The organism is Methanocalculus chunghsingensis (assembly GCF_018132105.1).
Lineage (GTDB): Archaea > Halobacteriota > Methanomicrobia > Methanomicrobiales > Methanocorpusculaceae > Methanocalculus > Methanocalculus chunghsingensis.
Map to the genome: position 1 here is coordinate 1 of NZ_JWHL01000036.1, position 1,570 is coordinate 1,570.

The window sequence follows — 1,570 nt, forward strand, 5'->3', positions numbered from 1 at the left end:
CCCAAACTTTTCCACACATAGGGAATAATCTCTTCACATAGTACTCTTTTCATCAAACCATGGCTACACAACCAAAAGATCTATATAGTATTATTCCCTAATATTATTACATGGAAGACTGGGCAAGAGAGTGGCTTACAAAACAGCGCGAGATGGGAAAGAAGTGCCTTGAGATCAAGTATATCCAGGGCAAACCCTACGTCTATTATTCAACCAGCACCTACAACAGGGAAACAAAGAAGACAAAGAAGATCTCGGAATATATCGGACGACTCACTCAGGACAGAGGTCTTCTTGCCAAGGGTTCAACCCGCCCGTCCCAGGAGGCAACTACAACGGATAGAACCATTCCACGACCCCGATCAGCACATGAATATGGGAATGCAAAGCTGCTGAGTGAAGAGTTTCAGGAGCTTGTGCCGATTCTCACCGAGGCGTTCCCGGATCACTGGGAAGAGATTCTCGCCCTTGTCTTCACCCGCGTCTCCGGCTACCTTCCTCTGAAACGAGTCAAATCAGCATGGGAAAAACTGGATAATCAGCTGGATATCTCCCCGAATTGTTCTCCCAAAACCCTTTCTCTCACACTCCGGGCTATCGGCGATGACATTATCGGACAGGATATGGTCTTCAAACACCTCTGCCAGGGAAACAAGCATCTTATCTATGATCTCTCGTTTGTCTTCTCCCTCTCAGATAACCTCTCTCTTGCAGAATGGGGCAGGAACCATGAAGAGATTGCCCTTCCTCAGGTAAATTTAGCCCTTTTTTGCGGCCTTGAAACTGGCCTCCCGGTGATGCTTCGAGCTATTCCCGGATCAGTGAAGGATGTCAAAACACTTCTTCCTTCGATGGATGAGTTGCAACTTGAGGATGCCATCCTCATCCTTGATCGGGGCTTTGTTTCAGAGGAGGTGCTGCAAGGGATATTTGAGCGAAATTGTTCTGCTGTTGCTCCACAACGACGGAATAGCACGTACTTCGAAACTCGTATTCATCTTAAAGAAAAGTTTTTGTACCACAAACGACTGATTCGGGGTGGCAAACGAGAGATTGGAGGGAAGTTCCTGTATCTCTTTGAGGATAAGGACCTGGAGCTTGAGGAGTGCAAAACGCTCTTGAAGAACGTCACGAAGGGAAAGATTACCGAGAATGAAGCGAAGAGCCGGGAGAAATTAGCCGGGAGAATTCTCTTTGTTTCGAATGTCGATAAAGCTCCACAGGAGATATATGAACTCTACAAAACCCGGGATCTTGTGGAAAAACACTTTGATACGCTGAAAAATGAGGTGCAGGCTGATGTTTTGTATCTCGGTGATCGGAGTGCTGTCTGTGGACACCTGTTTGTTGGGTTTCTCTGTCTGTATCTCTATTGCAAGCTTCAAGCACTTATTAAAAGGGCAGATTTGACAGCTGAATATTCTCCAAAAGATCTTCTCCTGATCTTTTCAAAGGTGATGCGAATCTCCTATGACGGATTTGACCAGATCACCGAGGTGCCGAAGAAGGTTCGGGATCTCGAGAAGAAGTTGAAACTTAATTTATTCCCTAAGTGAGAGCATAGTTTGGG

Annotated in this window: 1 protein-coding gene; it reads left to right on the forward strand. The window is 46.1% G+C overall.

The annotated features are described in order from the left end of the window. Positions 1-110 precede the first annotated feature (110 nt). Positions 111-1,556 (forward strand): transposase, encoded by a 1,446-nt coding sequence (locus tag RJ53_RS11465; protein ID WP_211531774.1) that lies wholly within the window; start codon positions 111-113, stop codon positions 1,554-1,556. Positions 1,557-1,570 lie beyond the last annotated feature (14 nt).

Bases quoted from the DNA above. Each gene is read 5' to 3' on its own strand.
- RJ53_RS11465 (WP_211531774.1), top strand. From the start codon at position 111: ATGGAAGACTGGGCAAGAGAGTGGCTTACAAAACAGCGCGAGATGGGA.